17 protein-coding genes and 1 tRNA gene are annotated in these 19,732 nt (G+C 71.5%); 12 read left to right on the plus strand and 6 right to left on the minus strand.

Features of this window, described 5'->3' with window-relative positions:
• Positions 1 to 8 precede the first annotated feature (8 nt).
• On the minus strand, positions 9 to 1,601 hold the full coding sequence (locus BSB02_RS41955) for a serine/threonine-protein kinase (RefSeq protein WP_143590226.1): 1,593 nt from the start codon (positions 1,599 to 1,601) through the stop codon (positions 9 to 11).
• 89 nt (positions 1,602 to 1,690) lie between these two features.
• Between BSB02_RS41955 and rsmA the strand changes: the two genes are divergently transcribed.
• From rsmA to BSB02_RS04450, 5 genes are all read left to right on the plus strand, one after another.
• On the plus strand, positions 1,691 to 2,536 hold the full coding sequence (gene rsmA, locus BSB02_RS04430; RefSeq protein ID WP_420855826.1) for a 16S rRNA (adenine(1518)-N(6)/adenine(1519)-N(6))-dimethyltransferase RsmA: 846 nt from the start codon (positions 1,691 to 1,693) through the stop codon (positions 2,534 to 2,536).
• A 125-nt stretch (positions 2,537 to 2,661) separates the two neighbouring features.
• Positions 2,662 to 3,681 (plus strand): C40 family peptidase, encoded by a 1,020-nt coding sequence (locus BSB02_RS04435; RefSeq protein ID WP_084957074.1) that lies wholly within the window; start codon positions 2,662 to 2,664, stop codon positions 3,679 to 3,681.
• A gap of 184 nt (positions 3,682 to 3,865) precedes the next feature.
• Positions 3,866 to 4,768 carry a 4-(cytidine 5'-diphospho)-2-C-methyl-D-erythritol kinase gene (locus BSB02_RS04440; protein WP_084957076.1) on the plus strand — a complete coding sequence of 301 codons (903 nt, stop codon included), beginning with the start codon at positions 3,866 to 3,868 and terminating at the stop codon, positions 4,766 to 4,768.
• Positions 4,769 to 4,898: 130 nt separating this feature from the next.
• A complete protein-coding gene (locus tag BSB02_RS04445) occupies positions 4,899 to 5,675 on the plus strand; it encodes a plasmid pRiA4b ORF-3 family protein (protein ID WP_206184506.1) in 777 nt (258 codons plus the stop codon).
• Entirely contained in the window at positions 5,672 to 7,486 is a 1,815-nt protein-coding gene (locus BSB02_RS04450; RefSeq protein ID WP_084957079.1) for an ABC-F family ATP-binding cassette domain-containing protein, read from the plus strand. The genes BSB02_RS04445 and BSB02_RS04450 overlap by 4 nt, the downstream gene beginning before the upstream one ends.
• A 125-nt stretch (positions 7,487 to 7,611) precedes the next feature.
• Here the strand turns inward: BSB02_RS04450 and BSB02_RS04455 are convergent, their stop codons facing one another.
• On the minus strand, positions 7,612 to 8,103 hold the full coding sequence (locus tag BSB02_RS04455) for a MarR family winged helix-turn-helix transcriptional regulator (protein WP_084957081.1): 492 nt from the start codon (positions 8,101 to 8,103) through the stop codon (positions 7,612 to 7,614).
• Positions 8,104 to 8,159: 56 nt separating this feature from the next.
• On the opposite strand from BSB02_RS04455, the gene BSB02_RS04460 reads away from it, so the two are divergent.
• A complete protein-coding gene (locus BSB02_RS04460; protein ID WP_084957082.1) occupies positions 8,160 to 8,927 on the plus strand; it encodes a trans-aconitate 2-methyltransferase in 768 nt (255 codons plus the stop codon).
• A 52-nt stretch (positions 8,928 to 8,979) separates the two neighbouring features.
• Complete coding sequence (locus tag BSB02_RS04465) at positions 8,980 to 10,440, plus strand: CYTH and CHAD domain-containing protein (RefSeq protein ID WP_084957084.1); 1,461 nt, start codon at positions 8,980 to 8,982, stop codon at positions 10,438 to 10,440.
• On the opposite strand, the gene BSB02_RS04470 is transcribed toward BSB02_RS04465, so the two are convergent.
• The 4 genes from BSB02_RS04470 to BSB02_RS04485 form a co-directional block, all read right to left on the minus strand.
• Positions 10,437 to 11,294, minus strand: a complete 858-nt coding sequence (locus tag BSB02_RS04470) for an NUDIX hydrolase (RefSeq protein WP_240506175.1) — start codon at positions 11,292 to 11,294, stop codon at positions 10,437 to 10,439. The two genes, BSB02_RS04465 and BSB02_RS04470, sit on opposite strands and share 4 nt — an antisense overlap.
• The gene (locus BSB02_RS04475) at positions 11,284 to 13,344 is read right to left on the minus strand and encodes an RNA degradosome polyphosphate kinase (RefSeq protein WP_084957086.1); all 2,061 of its coding nucleotides are present in this window, start codon (positions 13,342 to 13,344) and stop codon (positions 11,284 to 11,286) included. Before BSB02_RS04475 ends, BSB02_RS04470 begins: the two co-directional genes overlap by 11 nt.
• Positions 13,345 to 13,383: 39 nt before the next feature.
• Entirely contained in the window at positions 13,384 to 14,292 is a 909-nt protein-coding gene (locus BSB02_RS04480) for a TetR/AcrR family transcriptional regulator (RefSeq protein WP_420855827.1), read from the minus strand.
• Positions 14,293 to 14,381: 89 nt separating this feature from the next.
• Entirely contained in the window at positions 14,382 to 15,320 is a 939-nt protein-coding gene (locus tag BSB02_RS04485) for an acyl-CoA desaturase (RefSeq protein WP_084957090.1), read from the minus strand.
• A gap of 270 nt (positions 15,321 to 15,590) precedes the next feature.
• On the opposite strand from BSB02_RS04485, the gene BSB02_RS04490 reads away from it, so the two are divergent.
• From BSB02_RS04490 to pth, 5 genes are all read left to right on the plus strand, one after another.
• A tRNA-Gln gene (locus BSB02_RS04490) sits at positions 15,591 to 15,662 on the plus strand.
• Between the two features lie 116 nt (positions 15,663 to 15,778).
• Complete coding sequence (gene glmU / locus BSB02_RS04495; RefSeq protein WP_084957092.1) at positions 15,779 to 17,227, plus strand: bifunctional UDP-N-acetylglucosamine diphosphorylase/glucosamine-1-phosphate N-acetyltransferase GlmU; 1,449 nt, start codon at positions 15,779 to 15,781, stop codon at positions 17,225 to 17,227.
• Positions 17,224 to 18,201 carry a ribose-phosphate diphosphokinase gene (locus BSB02_RS04500; RefSeq protein WP_084957094.1) on the plus strand — a complete coding sequence of 326 codons (978 nt, stop codon included), beginning with the start codon at positions 17,224 to 17,226 and terminating at the stop codon, positions 18,199 to 18,201. Before glmU ends, BSB02_RS04500 begins: the two co-directional genes overlap by 4 nt.
• Before the next feature lie 144 nt (positions 18,202 to 18,345).
• A complete protein-coding gene (locus tag BSB02_RS04505; RefSeq protein ID WP_084957096.1) occupies positions 18,346 to 18,975 on the plus strand; it encodes a 50S ribosomal protein L25/general stress protein Ctc in 630 nt (209 codons plus the stop codon).
• Positions 18,976 to 19,143: 168 nt separating this feature from the next.
• Complete coding sequence (gene pth / locus BSB02_RS04510; RefSeq protein WP_084957098.1) at positions 19,144 to 19,728, plus strand: aminoacyl-tRNA hydrolase; 585 nt, start codon at positions 19,144 to 19,146, stop codon at positions 19,726 to 19,728.
• Positions 19,729 to 19,732 lie beyond the last annotated feature (4 nt).

Consider the following 19,732-nt stretch of genomic DNA (forward strand, 5'->3'; position numbering starts at 1 on the left):
GCCACCCCTCACAGCGTGACCTCTATCTGCTTGCCGTCCGGCAGGCCGGAGACCGTCAGGCGGAGGGGCGTGCGCGCCGGGGGCAGGTCGAACAGGAGGCGGCCGTCGACCCGGGCGCCCGGCGCGACCGAGGTGGGCACCTGGGCGGGCAGGGGCTCGTGGGTGCCGCCCTTGTCGTCCTGCAGGGTCGCCGCCGGGCTGCCGAGCGGCTGGTCCGTCCCGCCGGGATTGAGCACGGTCCAGCGGATCACGCACAGCTGGCCCTTGGTGCTGGTGGTGCCCTGGTACTCGGTCAGGCCGCAGCGGGGGGCCTCGGCGACCACGAACTGGAGCGCGTCCACGTCCTGGCCGAGCGCGAACCTGCGGCCCACGTCGGTGGCGCGTTGCGCCTGCGTCTGCCCGGGCGTCGGGTTCTGGGGGCGCGGGCTGTCGGGCGAGGTCGCGATGAGGACCGCCGCGGTCACCGACGAGGCCACGAGCGCGGCCGCCGCGGCGATGAGCCAGCGGGTCACGGGCCTGCGCTCGGGCTCCGGCGGGTGGGTGGCCTGGTCGTGCACCGGGCTCACCGGCGCGGGCGGCGGGGTCCCGGTACCCGGATCGGTGAGGCGGCCGGCTCGCTGGGGCGCCGGGGTTCCGGTGCCCGGATCGGTGGGGCGGCTGCCGCGGTGGGGCGGCACCTCCTCGACCAGGTTCGCGGGCGGCTGCCACGAGTGGCTGAGCAGCTCGGTCGCCACGAGCGTGGGCGGGTCGCGGCGCTGGACCTGCGTCGGGGCCGCGGCGCCGCCGCCCACGAGGGCCAGGACGAGGTCCTGGGCCGTCGGCCGGCTCGCCGGGTCCATGGCGGTCGCCTGCCGTGCCAGCTCGTTGAGCGGGGCGGGCAGGGCACCGAGGTCGGGCGGGGTGTTGACCACGCGGCTGGCCAGCGTCAGGACGCTGCCCTGGCCGAACGGGTGGCGGCCGTTGCCCGCGTAGGCCACCACGCACCCCCAGGCGAAGATGTCGACCGCGGGCGTGACGGGCAGCCCCCGCACCTGCTCGGGAGCCCACCAGCCCGGGCTGCCCACGAGCTCGCCGGACAGGGTGAAGCCGCTCTCGCGGTCCAGGGCGCGGGCGATGCCGAAGTCGATCACCCTGGGCCCGGACAGGGACAGGATGACGTTGGCGGGCTTGAGGTCGCGGTGGACGAGGCCGGCGTTGTGGATGGCCGCGAGCGCCGCCGCCATGCCCAGGGCCACGCCGTGGAGCGTGCCGGCGTCCAGCTGGCCGTACTTGGCGATCTGCTCCGACAGGGGGGTGCCGGCGATGTACTCGGTGACCATGTACGGCCGGCCGTCCTCGGCGTTGCCGTTGTCGAGCACCGCGGCGGTGCAGAACGACGCCACGCGCCGCGCGTTGTCGACCTCCGCGTGGAAGCGCGCGGCGAACCCCTCCTGGTTGGCGAACTCGCTCCTGACGACCTTCACCGCCACCAGGCGGCCCGTGGGGGCGCGGGCCAGGAAGACGGTGCCCATGCCGCCCTCGCCCAGCCGCCCGATCAGGCGGTACGGGCCGATCTGGCGCTTGTCCGTCGGCCGGAGCGGCGCCGCGCCGGTTGGCTCCATGAGCGAGGCCCCTTCCTCTCCCATCCTCGTCCACCTGTGTCCGTCGCAGGTGGCCGGGTGCGGGAAACTGGATGGATGAGGGGAACAGTATGAGCCTGCTCGGCCCTGTGGAAATACGTAATTTGGCCAACAAGCTCGATCTTCGGCCGACGAAGAAGCTGGGCCAGAACTTCGTGATCGACGCCGGGACGGTCAGGAAGATCGTCCGCACGGCCGAGGTCGGCCCCTCTGACGTGGTGCTGGAGGTCGGCCCCGGGCTGGGTTCCCTGACGCTGGCGCTGCTGGAGAGCGTCGACCACGTGGTGGCGGTGGAGATCGACCCGGTGCTGGCCCGCCAGCTGCCGGTGACCGTGGGGGAGCGGGGGCTGGGTGCGAAGCTGACCGTCGTGGAGGCGGACGCCTTGCGTGTCGGCGTTTCTGACCTCGGTGGATATTTGCCGACAGCGTTGGTGGCGAACCTTCCGTATAACGTCGCGGTCCCTGTTGTGCTTCATCTGCTTGAAGCGGTTCCGTCGCTTCGCAAGGGCTTGGTGATGGTTCAGGCGGAGGTCGCCGACCGGCTGGCGGCCCGCCCGGGGTCGAAGGTGTACGGCGTGCCCTCGGTGAAGGCGGCCTGGTATGCGGACGTGCGCCGCGCGGGGCCGGTCGGGCGGAGCGTGTTCTGGCCGGTGCCGAACGTGGACTCCGGGCTGGTGGCGCTGACCCGGCGGGAGCCTCCCGCCACCCGCGCCGGCCGCGAGGAGGTCTTCGAGGTGATCGACGCGGCCTTCGCGCAGCGGCGCAAGACGCTGCGAGCGGCGCTGGCCTCTTGGGCGGGTACGGCGGCGCGCGCCGAGGCGGCGCTGCGGGCCGCAGGGGTGGACCCGTCGGCTCGGGGGGAGCAGCTGGAGGTCGGGGACTTCGCGCGCATCGCGGAGAACCTGCCTCGCCCTTGACGGTTCGTCCACAGGGGCGTCGGCTGGACGACTCGTTGTCCCCAGAACGCTTTTCGGCTCCGCGGGGCCGGGGGCCGGGAACCATTCTGGGCTCCTCGATTCGCTCAAACCTTCGAGGAGTCCCCGTGTCCGTTCGCTCCCCCCTGCCCGCGATCCTCACCCTCGGCGGCGGCGTGCTGGCCACGCTCGGCGCCCTCCCGGCCATGCCCGCGGCGGCCGAGGGCGCCAGGTGGTGCACCGGCGTCATGCACATGCCTCGCTCCTTCGCGGGCCTCTTCGACGCCCCCATGCGCCCCGACCTGCGGGTCGTGGTCTCGCTCCCGCCCCAGGCGTGCGGTCCGGACCGGCGCGCCCTGGTGGCCGCCCTCAAGCGGGCCGGGATCCGCGCCATCGGCCCCCGGCCCGCCCTGGGTGCCGTCCGGTGGACGAGCGCATGGCCGTCGTCGCCGCGTGCCGAGTGGCTGGGGCGATGGGAGGCCCTCGTCTGGACGCCCGGCGAGCTCGGCGAGGGCCGAAGTCCGAGAGGCCATGGGGATGATCATGGGGACAGCCAGGGGGACACGGGGACCACCGGCAAGCCCGGCGCCCGGGCATCCCACAAGCCGGCGGGCAGCCCGCGTAAGGCGCCGGAGGGTGGGCGCCGGTCGGAGGGTGGGGATGCGTCGAAGGCTGGAGGCACGTCGGAGGCTGGGGGCATGCCGGGGGACCGGCGCTCGTCGGAGAGCCGGCGCCCGTCGAAGGGCGACATCGCCGCGTCCTTCGCCCTCCGCAGGCTCGGCACGCCCTTCTCGTGGGGTGGCGGCTCGTCCGCCGGTCCCACGCGGGGCATCGGCCGCGGCGCCGCCACGGTGGGGTTCGACTGCAGCGGCCTGACCCTGTACGCATGGTCCAAGGCGGGCGTCAAGCTCGGCCACTACACGGGCACCCAGTTCCGCCAGGGCCGCCGGGTGCCGCTCGGCGACCTGCGCCGCGGCGACCTCGTCTTCTTCGGCGGCGGCACGGGCGACCCCACCCACGTGGGCCTCTACCTCGGCGGGGGCGTGATGATCCACGCGCCCAAGACCGGCGACGTGGTGAGGAAGACGCGGTTCCTGACCTCGAGTTACTACCGGACGATCTACCGCGGAGCCGTACGCCCCGGCTGACGGCCCGCACTCGCCGCCTCCACGCTCATGGAGGGACGATGGGAGGGCTCATGGAGGGACGATGGGGAGGTCTTCGTGTAGACCAAAGTCGGTGGTTCCCTCTGCGCGAATCCAGCCGGGCACCAAGCCGCTCCCGCTACGATCGGGAGCCTTAAGCACAGGTTACGAGGGTGGCAGAAGATCAATGAGCTCGGTCCGCGTGCGGGTGCCCGCCAAGGTCAACCTTCAGCTGTCTGTCGGTCCGCTGAGGGATGACGGGTACCACGACCTGGTCAACGTCTTCCATGCCGTCTCGATCTTCGACGAAGTGGTCGCCAGGGAGTCCGAGGCGGTCGCGGTGCGCGTCGAGGGCTCCTTCGCCGACCAGGTGCCGACCGACGAGGGCAACCTCGCCATCCAGGCGGCCAAGGCGCTGGCCAAGCATGCGGGCCGGACCTACGGCGTCGAGCTGATCATCCGCAAGGCCATTCCGGTGGCGGGCGGCATGGCCGGGGGCAGCGCCGACGCCGCGGGAGCCCTGGTGGCGTGCAACGAGCTGTGGGGGCTCGGCCTGCCGTTCGAGGACCTCATGGAGATCGCGGGCGACCTGGGCAGCGACGTGCCCTTCTCGCTGCTCGGCGGGACCGCGATCGGGACGGGCAGGGGCGAGCAGCTCTCGGAGGTGCCGGCGAGCGGCCCGTTCCACTGGGTGTTCGCCGTGGCCGACGGCGGTCTGTCCACCGCGAAGGTCTACGCGGAGTGCGACCGCCTGCGCGAGGCGACGGGCGAGGAGGTCGCCTGGCCGCAGGTCAGCGAGGGGCTGCTCGACGCCTTGCGGCTCGGCGACGCCCAGGCTCTCGGGGCGCATCTGGTGAACGACCTCCAGCCCGCCGCGCTCATGCTGCGGCAGTCGCTGGCGCGCACGCTGGAGACCGGCCGCGAGCTGGGAGCCCTGGGCGCGATCGTGTCGGGATCCGGGCCGACGTGCGCGTTCCTGGCCGCGGACGAGGAGACCGCCAGGAACCTGGCTGTCGCCCTGGAAGGGGCCGGCGTCTGCCGGACGGCCGTGGCCGCTCATGGCCCCGTGCGCGGCGCGCACATCGTCTGACGTCGGTCGGCTCGTCTGACGTCGGTCGGCGTCCCTGCTCGTGATTTCGTCCCTGCCTCCCCTGCTTCTGCTCGGTTTCCCTGCTTCTGCCCTTATGCCAGGCCACCGTGGAGGGGACGCGCATCGGCGTGTGTTCCTGACGTCGACCACGGGCCCGACCCGCAGGCGATCGTTCTCGGATGGCGCCCGCCCAGGGTGCCGGTACGGCAAGATGCCACCCATGGCTTCCTCGGGCGCCACCCCCGCGCGCGGTCCTGTCACCGTTCACCGGATCAAGGTCACGTTGGCCGGTTCCCGGCCGCCGATCTGGCGGCGCCTTGAGGTCCCCTCCGCCATCACGCTGCGTGCGTTGCACGACGTCATGCAGGCCGCCTTCGGCTGGGAGGACTACCACATGTGGGTCTTCGAAAGCCCGAAAGGCCGCTACGGCGTAGCCGACCCGGAGCTGCGCATCGCCGATGCCGCCGCCGTACGGCTCGACCAGCTCGCCCCCGCGCCCTCAGGCCGTCTCGTCTACACCTACGACTTCGGCGACGACTGGGAGCACGCCATCGTGGTGGAGGCCGTCGGCCCGGCCGAGCCGGGCGTCGCCTACCCACGCTGCCTCACCGGCCGGCGGGCCTGCCCGCCCGAAGACTGCGGCGGCATCTGGGGATATGACTACCTCCTGGAGATCCTCGCCGATCCCACGCACGAGGAGCATCAGGAGCGGCTCGAATGGCTCGGCCTCGACTCGGCCGATCAGTTCGATCCGGCCGCCTTCGACCTCACGCGGACCAACGCCGCGCTGTCCCCCCTCGCATCGGTTCTCGTCAAGAACCGACCACCCCGGGAGCTCCCCTGTGCTGCGCCAGGCCGGAGCATGGCCGGGCCAGGGTTGCGGGCGGATACGCTTGGACAGCGATGAATCTGGTCAACCTCGAGGCGGTGTCCCACGCCTTCGGCCCCAAGCCCCTGCTCCAAGACGTCTCCCTGGGCATCGAGGCCGGAGAGCGCATCGGCGTCGTGGGGCGCAACGGCGGTGGCAAGACCACGCTGATCTCGGTCATAGCCGGCACGGTGCAGCCCGACAGCGGGCGCGTGACCCATGCCCGGGGCACGAGGATCGGCCTGCTCGCGCAGCACGACGAGTTCGACGGGGCGAGAGCCGTACGAGAGATCGTCCTGGGGGACAGGGCGGAGCACGAGTGGGCGGGAGACCAGCGGGTCAGGGACGTCCTGGCCAACCTGATCGGCGATCTCGACCTCGACGCCAGGATGGGGGAGCTGTCCGGCGGGGAGAGGCGGCGCGCGGCGCTGGCCAGGCTGCTCATCGACGAGCATGACCTGATCATGCTGGACGAGCCCACCAACCACCTGGACATCGAGGCGATCGCCTGGCTGGCCGCGCATCTGGCGAGCCGCAAGAGCGCGCTGGTGGTGGTGACGCACGACCGGTGGTTCCTGGACGCGGTGACGACGCGGACGTGGGAGGTCGTGGATGGCCGGGTCGAGCGGTATGAGGGCGGATATGCCGCTTATGTCCTGGCCAAGGCCGAGCGTGCGCGGATAGCCCAGGCCGCCGAGGAGCGCCGCCAGAACCTCATGCGCAAGGAGATCGCCTGGCTGCGCCGCGGCCCGCCCGCCCGCACGTCCAAGCCCAAGTTCCGCATCGAGGCGGCCCAGGCCCTGATCGCGAACGAGCCCCCGCCCCGCGACACGGTCGAACTGATGAAGTTCGCCAGCGCGAGGCTCGGCAAGACCGTCTACGACCTGGAGGACGTGACCCTCCACGCCGGAGGCCCCGGCGCCGGACCGCTCGTCCTCGACCGGTGCACCTGGCAGTTCGGCCCCGGCGACCGGATCGGCCTGATCGGGGTGAACGGCTCGGGCAAGTCGTCGGTGCTGCGGCTGCTCGCCGACCAGATCAAGCCCGACGCGGGCCGGGTCGTGCGGGGCAGGACGGTACGGCTGGCGTACCTGTCGCAGGAGCTGGCCGAGCTCGACCCTGCGCGCCGGGTGCTGGAGACGGTCGAGGAGGTGCGCAAGTACGTCCGGGTCGGCAAGAAGGAGTGGAGCGCCTCCCAGCTGCTGGAGCGCCTGGGGTTCAAGGGCGAGGCGCAGTGGAAGGTCGTGGGCGACCTGTCCGGCGGCGAGCGCAGACGGCTGCAGCTGCTCCGACTGATCATGGACGAGCCGAACGTGCTGCTGCTCGACGAGCCGACGAACGACCTGGACATCGAGACGCTGAACGAGCTGGAAGACCTGCTCGACGGCTGGCCGGGAACCCTGGTGCTGGTGTCGCACGACCGCTACTTCCTGGAGCGCGTGACCGACCGGTGCGTGGCGCTGCTGGGCGACGGGCGGCTGTCGATGCTGCCCGGCGGGGTGGAGGAGTACCTGCGGCGGCGGGCGTCCGGGACGGCGGTGACGGCCCGCCAGGCCGGCGGAGAATCCTCCGCGGTCGGCGGATCATCCCTCGCGGCTGAGGGGCCGTCCCCCACGGCCGGGGGCCTGTCGGCCAAGGAGGAGCGGGAGCTGCGCAAGGAGCTCAACCGGCTGGAGCGGCAGCTCGACAGGCTCGCCGCCCAGGAGGCCGGCCTCCACGAGGCGATGGCCCAGGCGGCCAGCGACTACGAACGGCTGGGCGCGCTGGACGCCGAGCTGCGGGAGGTGCTCGCGCAGAAGGACGCGGTCGAGGCGGAGTGGCTGGAGGTCGCCGAGCGGCTCGGCGAGTGACCCACCCGGCGCACCGCCGTTCGTCATCGCAGGGCCTCGCGCGAAGGGCGTCGCTCCCGTCGGAGGGGCGTCGCCACTTGCCGGAGCCGCTTGCCGGAGCCGCTTGCCGGAGCCGCTTGCCGAGGCTACTTGTCGAAGGGTGCGAGCAGCGTGCGCAGCAGGCCGGCCAGCGTCCGCTGCTCCTGCGGCCCCAGCCCGGCCAGCAGCTCGCGCTCACGCCGCAGCAGGTCCTCGAAGGCCGCGTCGACCCGGTCCAGCCCCGCCGCCGTCAGCGACACGAGGACCCCGCGCCTGTCCTCCGGGTCGGGACGGCGGCGGACGAGCCCGGCCTGGGCGAGGCGGTCGATCCGGTTGGTCATCGTCCCCGAGGTGACCAGCGTGGCGCGCAGCAGAGCACCGGGGGACAGCTCGTACGGCTTGCCCGCCCGCCGCAACGCCGTGAGCACGTCGAACTCCCAGGGCTCCAGCCCGTGCTGGGCGAAGGCGGCACGCCGCGCCCGGTCCAGGTGCCTGGCGAGCCGCGAGACGCGCGAGAGCACCTGGAGCGGCTCGACGTCCAGGTCGGGGCGCTCCTGCCGCCAGGCGGCGACGAGCCGGTCGACCTCATCGGTGTTCATGCGACGCAGTCTACTGTCTTGACGTCGAGATATCTTTCTCGATATCAATTATCTCTATGTCAAGAGATATCTGGGATCCGAAGGTGTATGCCAGATACGCCGACGAGCGCTCCCGCCCCTTCTTCGAGCTGGTCGCCAGGATAGGGGCCACGAGCCCCGGCTACGTGGTCGACGCGGGCTGCGGCTCCGGCGAGCTCACCGCCGCCCTCAAGGACCGCTGGCCGGACGCCACGGTCCACGGCTTCGACTCCTCGAACGCCATGATCGCCAAGGCCCGCGGCCGCGAGGGCGTCACCTTCGAGGTCGCCGACGTCACGACCTGGCGTCCCGACCGGCCGGTAGACGTCCTGGTCTCCAACGCCGTGCTCCAGTGGGTCCCCGAGCACCGCGACGTCCTCGACACGTGGGTGGACAGCCTCAGCCCGGGCGGCTGGCTCGCCTTCCAAGTGCCCGGCAACTTCGACGCGCCGAGCCACCGCCTCATCCGCGAGCTGTGCCGTACCCACGACAAGCTTCGCGACCTGCCCAGGGACCACCCGGTGGCTACGCCGCTGGAGTACCTGGAGCAGCTGGCCTCGCGAGGCTGCCGGGTCGACGCCTGGGAGACCACCTACGTCCACGTGTTGCAGGGCGAGGACGCGGTGCTCGGCTGGATCTCCGGCACGGCCCTGCGCCCGGTCTTCGACCGCCTCGCCCCCGGCGAGCGCGAGCGCTTCACCGAGGAGCTGGCCGTACGGCTCCGCGAGGCCTATCCGCGCAGGCCGTACGGCACGCCGTTCCCGTTCCGCCGGATCTTCGTGGTCGCGCGCAAGCCGGCCGACTGAAATTAACCTTCTGATGGCATGATGGCCCCCAAATCGTCACGGAGGGGGTCCGGTGGGCATCGAGATCGAGGACAAGTTCGACGTCCCGGCCGACTACGTGCTGCCGGACCTGGGCGGTCTGGGCGAGACGGCGGGGCCGAAGAGCTACCAGCTCGTCGCCCTCTACTACGACACCGACGACCTGCGGCTGGCGCGCAGGGGCGCGACGCTGCGGCGGCGGCGCGGCGGCGCCGACCCCGGCTGGCACCTCAAGCTGCCCAAGGTCAAGGGCGGCCGCCAGGAGATCGTCTTCCCGCTGACGCGCAGCACCAAGGTGGTCCCGCAGGAGCTCGCCGACCTCGTGCTCGGCTTCACCCGGGGCGCGCCGCTGCGGGTGGTGGCGCAGCTGGAGACCAAGCGGACCGTCGTACGGCTCGGCGACCTGGTCGAGGTGGCCGACGACCGGGTCAAGGCCACGTCGCTGCTCGGCGCGCCGGCGGTCCAGCGCTGGCGCGAGGTCGAGGCCGAGCTCCTCAACGGTGACGACAAGCTCCTCGCCAAGGTCGGCAAGCGGCTGAAGAAGGCCGGGGCGGTGCCCGCCTCCTCCTCCAGCAAGCTGGCCCGCCTGCTCGACCCGCCGCCCGTCCCCCGGGCGGAGGTGGCCGCGGGCAGCGCGGGCGAGGTGGTGATGGACTACCTGGCCGGCCAGGTGAGCGCCCTCCTGGGACAGGACCCGAGGGTGCGGCGCGCGGAGGAGGACGCCGTCCACCAGATGCGGGTGGCCACCCGCAGGCTGCGCAGCGCGCTGAAGGCGTTCAAGCCGGTCGTCGCCGGCACGCGGGAGATCCAGGACGAGCTCAAGTGGCTGGCCGGGGTGCTCGGCGAGGCGCGGGACCTGGAGGTCATCAGGGCCAGGTTCGCGCGGCGGCTGGAGGACCTGGCGCCCGAGCTGGTCGTCGGGCCGATCCGGGCCAGGCTGGGCGACGACATGTACCGCCGGGAGCGGGAGGCCTACGGGCGCATCAGGGAGACGCTCGGCGGCGAGCGCTACTTCGCGCTGCTGGACGCCCTCGACGCGCTAATCGCCGAGCCGCGGCTGACCGAGGCCGCCGCCCAGGACGCCAAGACCCTCGTCGGCGTGGCGGGCAAGAGCTGGGCGCGCGTCACCAGGGCCTACGACGCCGCGCAGGCCATCGAGGACCCCGAGCGCCGCGAGATCGCCATGCACGAGGTGCGCAAGTCGGCCAAGCGGGCCCGCTACACCGCCGAGGCGCTGCGTCCCGCGCTCGGGGCCAAGATGGGCCGGCTGGCCAGGCACGCCGAGGCCGTGCAGGAGGTGCTGGGCGCGCACATGGACGGCGTGATCGCGCAGGAGACGCTGGCCAAGGAGGCCGAGGCCGCCAGGCAGGCCGGCGAGGACACCTTCACCTACGGCCTGCTGATCGGCGTCGAGCGCGGCGCGGCCGAGCGGGCGCACGCCGAGTTCCCCGAGGTGTGGGCCAGGACCCGCAAGGCGGTCGGCAAGCTGCTCTAGCCGTTCTGACCGTCGAGGTAGGTCTCCATGGCCACCACCCCGTCCTCCACGCGGTCCTCCATGCGATGCAGGACGGCCAGGCCGCCCTTGGCCAGGTGGTGTTCGCGCCCGGTGAGGGACTCGATGAGGTGCGGCAGCACCTTGCCGTGGCTGCTGACCACGGCCGGCACCCGCAGCCGCCTGACCAGCTCGGGCGTCTTGACCGGGTCCTGCTGCCGCTCGCTGAGCAGCGGCTCCAGGCGGATGCCGGTGCCGTACGGCTCGAGCGTCTGCACGCAGCGCCGGCTGGGCGAGCTCAGCAGCAGCTCGGGCGCGTAGGCCGACAGGACGGTGGCCAGCGTGCGCGCCTGGGCCAGGCCCTCGGCGTCCAGGGGCCGCAGGTCGTCGTCGCCCTCCCACTCCTCACGCGATCCGGCGCTGCCGTGCCGTACCAGGAGGAGGGGGACGGTGCGCAGCGGCGCGGCGAGCAGCGCCTCCACCAGGCCGGCGTCCCGCTCGTAGGTCAGCAGCCGGGGCGCCCGCGAGGCGGGCACCCACTCCAGCCGGTCGACCTCGTCGCCGGGCGCGAAGTGGCCGGAGACCGGCCGGGCGGCCCAGTACTCCACCTGCTTGGGCCGGCCCTTGTGCGGGTAGCGGGCGGTGGGGAGCCTGCGGCCGAGCACGACCGCGTGGCCGGTCTCCTCCAGCGTCTCGCGCAGGGCGGCGGCGATCTCGTGCTCGCCGGGCCGCACCTTGCCCTTGGGGAAGGTCCAGTCGTCGTAGCGGGGCCGGTGGACCACCGCCACCTCGGGGTCGCGCTCGTCGCCGCGCCAGAGCACCACGCCGGCCGCGCGGATGGGCTGCTCAGCCGTCAACGGTCCTCCACCGGCGCGTGGCGATGAGGTGGTTTTGCAGGTCCTCGCCCGGGTGGCGGGTCCAGGTGCCGTCGGAGTTGAGCACCCAGGCGCTCGTGGAGTCGGCCATGGCCTGGTCCATCAGGGAGATCAGGTAGGACCGGTGCGTCTGGCCGGTGACCTTGACCAGGGCCTCCACGCGGCGGTCGAGGTTGCGGCGCATGAGGTCGGCGCTGCCGATCCAGATCTCCGGCCGGCGGCCGAGGCCGAACTCGTAGATCCGGGAGTGCTCCAGGAAGCGGCCCAGGATCGACCGCACGCGGATGTTCTCGGACAGGTCGGGGATGCCCGGACGCAGCGTGCAGATGCCGCGCACCCACAGGTCCACCGGCACGCCGGCCCGTGACGCCCGGTACAGCGCATCGATCATCTGCTCGTCGACCAGCGAGTTGGTCTTGATCCTGATCCGCGCCGGGCGTCCGGCCTGCTGGTGGGCGATCTCCCGCTCGATCCTGGCCAGCAGCCCGCCGCGCAGCGAGTGGGGGGCCACCAGCAGCCGCCGGTAGGCCGAGTGGTTGGAGTAGCCCGTCAGGTGGATGAACAGGTCGGTGACGTCCTCGCCGACCAGCGGGTCGGAGGTCAGCAGCCCGAAGTCCTCGTACTGCCGGGCCGTCTTGGGGTTGTAGTTGCCGGTGCCGATGTGGCAGTAGCGCCGCAGCTCGCCGGAGGGCTCCTGCCGTACGACCATGGCCAGCTTGCAGTGCGTCTTGAGCCCGAGCACGCCGTAGACCACGTGGCAGCCGGCCTTCTCCAGCTTGCGCGCCCAGGAGATGTTGGCGTGCTCGTCGAAGCGCGCCTTGATCTCCACGACGACCACGACCTGCTTGCCGGCCTCGGCCGCGTCGATGAGCGCGTCCACGACGGGGGACTCGCCGCTGGTCCGGTAGAGCGTCTGCTTGATCGCCAGCACGTGCGGGTCCTCGGCCGCCGCCTCGATGAACCGCTGCACGCTGGTGGCGAAGGAGTCGTAGGGGTGGTGCACGAGCACGTCGCGCTCGCGCAGCACGGTGAAGATGTCGTCGTCGGCGTGGATGGCCTCGGCCGGCACGAACGGTCGGTAGCTGAGCTCGGCCCGGTCCAGGTCGGCGATCGCGTGCAGCCCGCTCAGGTCCAGCGGCCCGGGCAGCCGGTAGATCTCGTGCGGCGCCACGTCCAGCTCGTCGACCAGCAGATCGAGCACCTCCTGCGTGATGCTCTCCTCGACCTCCAGCCGGACCGGCGGGCCGAAGCGGCGCTTGAGCAGCTCCTTCTCCAGGGCCTTCATGAGGTTCTCGGTGACGTCCTCGTCGACGTCGAGGTCCTCGTTGCGGGTCACGCGGAAGACGTGGTGCTGGACGACCTCCATGCCCTTGAAGAGCTGCCCGAGGTGGGCCGCGATGACGTCCTCCAGGGGGACGAAGCGGTCCTTGGAGGCGGCCACGAAGCGCGGCAGCTGGGAGGGCACCTTGACCCTGGCGAACACGGTGTGGTCGGTGGCCGGGTTGCGCACCACGACCGCGAGGTTGAGGCTCAGGCCCGAGATGTAGGGGAAGGGGTGGGCCGGGTCGACGGCCAGCGGGGTCAGGACCGGCCGGATGCGCTCCCTGAACAGCTTGCGCAGCTCGGTGCGCTCCTCGCGGGTCAGGTCGTCCCACCGGATGATCTCGATGCCCTCGGCGGCGAGCTGGGGGCGGATGCGTTCGTGGTAGACGGCCGCGTGGCGCCGGGCCAGCCGGCCCGCGATGGTCGCGATCCGGGCCAGCTCCTCGCGCGGCTTGAGGCCGCTGCGCGTGCGCAGCAGCAGGCCGGTGGCCATGCGGCGCTTGAGGCCCGCCACCCGTACCCGGAAGAACTCGTCCAGATTACTCGAGAAGATCGCCAGGAACCGCACCCGCTCCAGAAGGGGGAGCGAGGGGTCCTCGGCCAGCTCCAGCACCCGCTCGTTGAACTGGAGCCAGCTTTCCTCGCGGTTGAGGAACCGCTCCTGGGGCAGCGGCAGGTCGTCTCCAGGATGCAGCAGTTCCACGGACATATCGGCTATATTGCCCGACATACTTAAACGGAACGTTAACTACTGCTCAACGGACTCCTCCGCCTGCTCGCTGTGCTGCGCCTTCTCGGCCAGCCGCGCCGCACGGCGCTCGGCCAGCCTGGCCTCGCGCTGGCGGATCTTCTCCTCGCGCTCACGGGCCTTCTCCGCCTCGCGCAGCTGCCGCTGGCGCTCCTTCAGCTCGCGCTGGCGGGCCTTCTCGGCCTCGCGCAGCTCCTTGGCGCGCGCCTTCTCGGCCTCCCGGCGCTCCTTCTCCAGCTCGCGCAGGTCCTTCACCACCACGGGCGGGGGTTTGGACGGCGGGTTGCGGGACGCCGCCGTGATCGTCGGCTGGGGATTCAGCCCGGTGAGCCCGTTCCAGGCCAGGTTCACCAGATGCGCCGCCACCTCCTCGCGGCTCGGCTTGCGCACGTCCAGCCACCACTGCCCGGTCAGCGCCACCATCCCGACGAGCATCTGCGCGTACATCGGAGCGAGCTTGGGATCGTAGCCCCGCGCCAGGAACTCGTCGGCCAGTACGTCCTCGACCTGGCTGGCGATCTCGCTGATGAGGCTGGCGAAGGTGCCCGTGCCGGAGGCCGCGTGGGAGTCGCGCACCAGGATCCGGAACCCCTCGCTGCTCTCCTCGATGTACTGCAGCAGCGCCAGGGCCGCCCGTTCGAGCTTGATGAGCGAGTGCGCCGCCGACAGCGCCTCGGTGATCATGCCGAGCAGCTTTTGCATCTCGCGGTCCACCACGACCGCGTAGAGCCCTTCCTTGCCGCCGAAGTGCTCGTAGACCACGGGCTTGGAGACCTGCGCCGTCGCCGCGACCTCCTCGATCGAGGTGGCGTCGAACCCCTTGTCGGCGAAGAGCGCCCGGCTGATCCGGATCAGCTGCTCCCGGCGCTCCCTGCCTGTCATCCGCTTGCGCGTATGGGGTGTCGTCACAAGGTCCATGGTCCCATCCGGCGACGACAAACGTGCCTGACCGATCGCGGCCGGGGATGCCGGCCGGTCGTCAGGCACGCGGGCGAGGGTCACGAGACCCGCTTGGCCGCCAGCCGTTCGGGGGTGGGCCAGCGCACGTCACGCGCCCAGCCGAGCCTCTCGAAGATCCGGATGAGGCCGGCCGAGATGTCGATCTGGCCCTTGAGCGCGCCGTGGCGGGCACAGGTCGGGTCGGAGTGGTGCAGGTTGTGCCAGGACTCGCCGAAGGACGGGATGGCCAGCCACCAGACCTGGCGCGACTTGTCGCGCGCCTCGAACTGCTCGTCGCCGAAGACGTGGCAGATGGAGTTGATGGACCAGGTGACGTGGTGCAGCAGGCCGATGCGGACGAGCGAGCCCCAGAAGAACGCGGTGAACGCGCCCCACCAGGACATGGTGAGCAGGCCGCCCAGGACGGCGGGCGCCACGATGGAGGTGAGCGCGAGCCACGGGAACCACCTGTGGAGCTTCATCAGGTCCGGGTCCTTCATCAGGTCCGGGGCGTACTTCTGGCGGTTGGCCCGCTCGGCCTCGAACAGCCAGCCCATGTGGGCGTAGAGCAGGCCCTTGGACAGCGCCTTGAAGCCGGTGCCGAAGCGCCACGGCGAGTGCGGGTCGCCCTCCTTGTCGGAGAACTTGTGGTGCTTGCGGTGGACCGCGACCCAGTCCAGGACGGACATCTCCAGGGACAGGCTGCCCGCGACGCCCAGGGCGACCTTGAGCGGGCGGTTGGCCTTGAACGAGCCGTGGGTGAAGTACCGGTGGAACCCGACGGTCACGCCGAGACCCGAGACGACGTAGAAGACGAATGCGATGGCGATGTCCGTCCAGCCGAGCCCCCAGCCCCAGGCGAACGGGACGGCGGTCGCGATGGCGACCAACGGCAGGCCGACGACCAGAGCGAAGGTGAAGAGCTCTGCCTTGGTACGGCGGGACGGATCGGCCTCCGGCTTGGGGGCCGCTGCCGGGCGATCGGCGAGAACGGTCATGGGCTACCTCTCACGACACGGATGGGGATGTATGTCCGGGCTACGCAACCGTAACCTACGCCAGCGTAAGTAAGGAACCCCTAAGAAGCGAATGTGGGGTACGTGACGTTTTCTTTAGTCCGGTGCTGTGCGATCCCTGCCTTGCGCCTACCCGACCGGCCTGCTATAAACCCGCGCCGCCGACACTGCTTGCCGCCGGAACCGGGGCGCGGGGAAGGGCGGGGAGTCGGTATCTTAGGAGCGGTGCCGGGCGCGGTAGTGCCCGGTTTTTCCCGGATCGTCTAATTGGCAGGACAAGTGGTTTTGGTCCACTTTGTAGGGGTTCGAGTCCTCTTCCGGGAGCCGCCACGTGGAGCCCGGCCAGAGCGGGAAGGTATCCTCGGCGTGTCGGGAGGGTAGCGGTGCGGTAGCCGTACCACAAAGCCCCGATCCGTCCAGTCACAGGGAGCCTTGAGTCCGTGAGTGTGCCGCGCCCGGCTGCAGTCATCGTCCTCGCCGCAGGCGAGGGCACCCGGATGAAGAGCCAGACCCCGAAGGTGCTCCACGAGGTGTGCGGACGCCCGCTCGTGGACCACATGCTCGCCGCCGCCCGCGAGCTCCAGCCCGGCCGGCTGATCGTCGTCATCGGTCACGGCCGCGAGAAGGTCGGCGCCCACCTGGCCGCCACCAGCCCCGACGCCCGCGCCGTGGTGCAGGAGGAGCAGCGCGGCACCGGCCACGCGGTCCGCACCGTCCTGGAGGAGGTCGGCACGATCGCCGGCACCGTCCTGGTGGCGTACGGCGACACGCCGCTGCTGCGCGCGCGGACCCTCGCCGAGCTGCTGGCGCGGCACGCGGAGGAGGGCAACGCCGTCACCGTCCTGACCGCCGAGGTGCCCGACCCGACCGGATACGGGCGGATCGTCCGCGACCCCGGCGGCGCCGTGGTGAAGATCGTCGAGGAGAAGGACGCCACCCCCGCCGAGCGCGCGATCAGGGAGATGAACTCCGGCATCTACGCCTTCGACGGGCTCCTGCTGGCCGACGCCGTCAAGCGGGTCTCCACCGACAACGCGCAGGGCGAGGAGTACCTCACCGACGTGCTGGCGATCCTCCGCGAGGAGGGCCACCGCGTCGGCGCCTTCGTCGCGCCCGACCACGTCGAGGTCGAGGGCGTCAACGACCGCGTCCAGCTCGCCTTCGCCCGCCGCGTGCTCAACCAGCGCATCCTCGAGGAGCACATGCGGGCGGGCGTGACCGTCGTCGACCCCGCCAGCGTCTGGGTCGACGTGCAGGTCACGATGGAGCCCGACGCCGTCATCCACCCCGGCACCCAGCTTCACGGCGCCACGCACGTCCAGGCCGGCGCGCAGGTCGGGCCCGCCACCACTCTCACCGACACCGTCGTCGGCGCGGGGGCCGTGGTGCGCAACGCCGTCTGCGACAACGCGGTCATCGGAGCAGAGGCCACCGTCGGGCCGTACGTCTACCTGCGCCCCGGCACGGTCCTCGGCCACAAGGCCAAGGCCGGGACCTTCGTCGAGATGAAGAACGCCAAGGTGGGCGACCGCTCCAAGGTGCCGCACCTGACCTACGTCGGCGACGCCACGCTCGGCGTCGACGTCAACGTCGGCGCCTCCACCGTCTTCGTCAACTACGACGGCGTCAACAAGCACCACACGACCGTGGGCGACGCCGCCTTCATCGGCTGCGACTCCTCTCTCATCGCGCCGGTGACCGTCGGCGACGGCGCCTACACGGCCGCCGGATCCGTCATCGACACAGACGTCCCCCCGGGTGCGATCGGGGTGGCCAGGGCGCGACAGCGCAACATCGACGAGTGGGTCCTGCGCAGGCGTGCGGGCACCAGGTCAGCCGCGGCGGCCGAACGGGCGCTGGCTGAGAAAGAGCAGGAGAGTGGCACGTGACCAGCATCAAGCAGCCAGGCGAGAAGGAGCTCATGCTCTTCTCCGGCCGCGCCTACCCCGAGCTGGCCGAGGAGGTGGCGGAGCACATCGGCGTCTCCCTCACCCCGACCAAGCTGGTCGACTTCGCCAACGGTGAGATCTACGCGCGCTATCTGGAGTCGGTGCGCGGCTGCGACGCCTTCGTGATCCAGTCGCACACCCAGCCGATCAACAAGTGGATCATGGAGCAGCTGATCATGGTGGACGCGCTCAAGCGGGCCTCCGCCAAGCGCATCACCGTGATCATGCCGTTCTTCGGCTACGCGCGGCAGGACAAGAAGGGCCGCGGGCGCGAGCCCATCACCGCGCGGCTCATCGCCGACCTGTTCAAGACCGCGGGCGCCAACCGGCTCATGTCGATCGACCTGCACACCTCGCAGATCCAGGGCTTCTTCGACGGGCCGGTGGACCACCTGTTCGCCATGCCGGTCCTGGAGGCCTACCTCAAGGGCAGGCTGGACCTGGCGAACACGACGGTCGTCTCGCCGGACACCGGACGGGTGCGGCTGTCGGAGCGCTGGGCCGACACGCTCGGCACGCCGATGGCGTTCATCCACAAGCGCCGCGACCTCGACGTGGCGAACCAGGTGAAGGTCAACGAGGTCGTCGGCAAGGTGCGGGGGCGCACGTGCGTGCTGATCGACGACATGATCGACACCGCGGGGACCATCTGCAAGGCGGCCGACGCGCTCTACGAGCAGGGGGCGACGAACGTCATCGTGGCGGCCACGCACGCGGTCTTCTCCGACCCGGCGGTGGACCGGCTGAAGAACTCGCGCATCTCCGAGGTCGTCGTCACCAACACGTTGCCGTTGTCGGAGGAGAAGAAGTTCGACAAGCTCACCGTGCTGTCGATCGCGCCGCTCATCGCGCGGGCGATCAGCGAGGTGTTCAACGACGGATCGGTGACGAGCCTGTTCGAGGGCGATTCCTGAGAAACCGGCGGGGAGGCGGTCGCCGGAGCGGCCGCCTCTCCAATACAGGTAAGCTGTCGGGGTTGCGTTCGTAACGCCTTCCGCTAGGGCGGGTGAGGGAGAACGCAGAGAAAGCCGAAACCGTCAACATCCCTAGGAGATGTCGTGTCCGAAGTACGCATCGCCGCCGAGCCGCGCACCGCGTTCGGCAAGGGCGCCGCCCGCAAGATCCGCCGCGCCGACAAGGTGCCCGCCGTTCTCTACGGGCACGGCATCGAGCCCAAGCACCTGACGCTCCCCGGCCACGAGATCCTTCTCGCGCTGCGCACCCCCAACGTCCTGATCCACCTCAAGGGCGACGGCGTCGACGAGCTGGCCCTGCCCAAGGGCGTCCAGCGCGACCCGATCAAGGGCTTCGTCGAGCACGTCGACCTGCTGCTGGTCAAGCGCGGCGAGAAGGTCACGGTCGAGATCCCGGTCACCACGGTGGGCGACGTCAACCCCGAGGGCATGCTCGACCAGCAGGCCGTCTCGATCGCCGTCGAGGCCGAGGCGACCCACATCCCCCAGGGCGTCGAGGTCGACGTCGAGGGCATGCAGGTGGGCACCCAGGTGACCGCCGGCGACCTGAAGCTGCCGAAGGGCGTCACGCTGGCCGCCGACCCCGAGACGCTGGTGCTCCACGTCATCGCCAAGCCGACCGAGGAGCCTGCGGCGGAGGCCGAGGAGGCCGCCGAGGGTGCGCCCGCCGAGGCCGCGGCCGAGAGCGCCGAGGCCGCCGAGGCCGCCGAGTAAGGACCCCGGCACACCACACGGAGCCCCGGCCGGCCCGCACGAGACCATGCACGAGACCGTGCGGGCCCGGTGCCGGAGGCCGAACAGGAGAGCGGGACAGCGCGGCCGCCACGGCCCCGCTGTCCCGCTTCCACGTTGCCGCAGGCGCCGCCGGACGAGGGTGGAGGCATGGACCGCTGGTTGATCGCAGGGTTGGGCAACCCGGGCCCGGAGTACTCCGGTAACCGGCACAACGCCGGCTTCATGGTGCTCGACGAGCTCGCCGCCAGGGCGGGCGGGCGCTTCAAGGTGCACAAGAGCCGCGCCGAGGTGCTGGAGACCAGCAGGGCGGTGCTGGCCAAGCCGCTGTCGTACATGAACCTGTCCGGCGGCCCGGTCAAGGCGCTGTGCGACTTCTACAAGATCCCGCCGGAGCGGGTGATCGTCGTCCACGACGAGCTGGACATCCCCTACGGCGCGCTGCGCGCCAAGCTCGGCGGCGGCGACAACGGCCACAACGGCCTGAAGTCCATCACCAAGGCCCTGGGCACGCGCGACTACCTGCGCATCCGGTTCGGCATCGGCCGCCCGCCCGGCCGCATGGACCCGGCCGCCTACGTCCTCAAGGACTTCGCCACCGCCGAGCGCAAGGACCTGCCGTTCCTGGTCGACCGGGCGGCCGACATGGTCGAGTCGCTCATGGACCGCGGCCTGGAAGCCACGCAGAACTCCTACCACCCGCTCGATCTGCGCATTTCAGGCCCTCCGCGCTGATCAC

This window comes from Thermoactinospora rubra, assembly GCF_002093975.1.
Taxonomy (GTDB): Bacteria; Actinomycetota; Actinomycetes; order Streptosporangiales; family Streptosporangiaceae; genus Nonomuraea; species Nonomuraea rubra_A.

What these genes read in the sequence shown, in the direction of transcription:
- BSB02_RS41955 (WP_143590226.1), bottom strand. Translation starts at nt 1,601, where the DNA reads ATGGAGCCAACCGGCGCGGCGCCGCTCCGGCCGACGGACAAGCGCCAG.
- rsmA (WP_420855826.1), top strand. Translation starts at nt 1,691, where the DNA reads ATGAGCCTGCTCGGCCCTGTGGAAATACGTAATTTGGCCAACAAGCTC.
- BSB02_RS04440 (WP_084957076.1), top strand. Translation starts at nt 3,866, where the DNA reads ATGAGCTCGGTCCGCGTGCGGGTGCCCGCCAAGGTCAACCTTCAGCTG.
- BSB02_RS04450 (WP_084957079.1), top strand. Translation starts at nt 5,672, where the DNA reads ATGAATCTGGTCAACCTCGAGGCGGTGTCCCACGCCTTCGGCCCCAAG.
- BSB02_RS04455 (WP_084957081.1), bottom strand. Translation starts at nt 8,103, where the DNA reads ATGAACACCGATGAGGTCGACCGGCTCGTCGCCGCCTGGCGGCAGGAG.
- BSB02_RS04460 (WP_084957082.1), top strand. Translation starts at nt 8,160, where the DNA reads ATGTCAAGAGATATCTGGGATCCGAAGGTGTATGCCAGATACGCCGAC.
- BSB02_RS04475 (WP_084957086.1), bottom strand. Translation starts at nt 13,344, where the DNA reads ATGTCCGTGGAACTGCTGCATCCTGGAGACGACCTGCCGCTGCCCCAG.
- BSB02_RS04485 (WP_084957090.1), bottom strand. Translation starts at nt 15,320, where the DNA reads ATGACCGTTCTCGCCGATCGCCCGGCAGCGGCCCCCAAGCCGGAGGCC.
- pth (WP_084957098.1), top strand. Translation starts at nt 19,144, where the DNA reads ATGGACCGCTGGTTGATCGCAGGGTTGGGCAACCCGGGCCCGGAGTAC.